Annotated in this window: 1 tRNA gene and 1 pseudogene; both read left to right on the forward strand. The window is 65.8% G+C overall.

What is annotated here, in order from left to right:
- A pseudogene (locus tag G6027_RS03785) lies at positions 1-528 on the forward strand (carboxylesterase family protein); the annotation flags it as partial.
- 55 nt (positions 529-583) lie between these two features.
- A tRNA-Ile gene (locus G6027_RS03790) sits at positions 584-657 on the forward strand.
- Positions 658-1,536: the final 879 nt, after the last annotated feature.

Raw genomic sequence — 1,536 nt, forward strand, 5'->3', positions numbered from 1 at the left:
TCGACGGAGTTCGAGGCCGTCTCGGACAAGCTCCCGGGCCCGGCGCTGGTGCCGGGGGCCGCGTTCATGGCGTTGTCGCAGCAACTCCCGAGGCAGGGGCTCAGGGCTCTGGCACGGCAGTCGAACGGCCGCTCACTCCGACGGAGCGTGGGCGCGGTGATCGATGCGGCCGCCATCCACTCCACGGTGGCCCGGGCCGCCGAGACGAGGGTGGCAGCCGGCGACCCGACGTGGGTGTACGACTTCTGCTGGACCGGGGGAAACGGGCCCCGGCACTGCGCCGACCTGCCCTTCTTCTGGGCGGTCCCGGACGGGGACAACGTGGAACGCTATCTGGGGGCACCGGCGCCGGCGGGCCTGGTCGAGACGATGCACGACTCATGGGTCGACTTCGTGATCGACGGCGACCCGGGCCATCCCGCCTACGAGCCGACTGATCGGCTGGTGATGGCGTGGGATGACCCACCCTCGCAGGTCGCCGACGGACTCTCGGCAGTGCGTGCCGTCTGGTGGCCGGAGGCCCGGTGAGGGGCCTTGCTACGATTGCGCGGCACGTGCCGGTGTGTATTCCCGGCGCGTGCGGGGGGCTATAGCTCAGTTGGTTAGAGCCGCGGACTCATAATCCGCTGGTCGCGGGTTCGAGCCCCGCTGGCCCCACTTGAAAGCGGGCCCGTAGCAGCTTTTGTAGTACTCGCAATCGTCGAGCTGCCCGTCGGCCTGAGCTGGTGTCCGCGCCCGCGCTGCTGCCGCCCGTCGTTGTGTCCGCTGGCGTCGAGCTGGTGTTCGCCGCGCCGAGTGCCGTCTGTGTTCGTGCGGCCGCCCGCCTCGCTTACGGCCGTCGCGGTGGCCGCCGTGGTCGTGGTCGTCGTGCCCGCAAGCCTCGTTGTGGTGGCGGTGCAAACGGTCTGCGCGATTTCGGCATTCTGATCGATCGAGCTGACCTGCGGTTGGCATATTCGAGTTCCCCGTACTCGTTGAGCTATTAGTGGTCCTCGAACTGCCAGGTTTGAAGCTTGACCCACTGACAACCGTCGTTGTCCTCGTCACGGTGGAGGCCGTTGTCGGTTGACTCTCGTGCCCGCTATGTCGCTTGTGATATTCATGTCGGCCGCGCTGGTCGTGGCTGGGGCTCCTTAAGCTACCGGTTCGGCAGGCGCTCGTGCCAATACCGGTCGCCCTCGTACGCACTGCGCCCGTGCCGCTCGTCCCTGCCGCGCTTGTCGCCTCGCTAATGCCAGTTATACTGATTGTATTGCTCGTGCAGACCGTCGTGCTCCTCGTTTCGGTGCCCCCAATTCCTGCCCACGCCCGTTGTGCAAATTCCTGTTGCACTCTTGTCTGGAATTCCGACCGAGCTAGCTGTCGAGATTGTGCCGTAACAACCCGTCTTCGTCGGGCTCATGCAGTCGAACTACCGGCCGCAAGCTTGGGCGCTGGGTGAGACGCACATATGGTGCCAGACTCACCCATCTTCGCTCGGTGTTTCATGCTCCAGGTGCTCAGGTCGGGGTTTAGTGGCTCTTCGCATCTGAGTGT

Origin of the sequence: Dietzia sp. SLG310A2-38A2 (genome assembly GCF_014145095.1) — a bacterium.
Taxonomy (GTDB): Bacteria; Actinomycetota; Actinomycetes; order Mycobacteriales; family Mycobacteriaceae; genus Dietzia.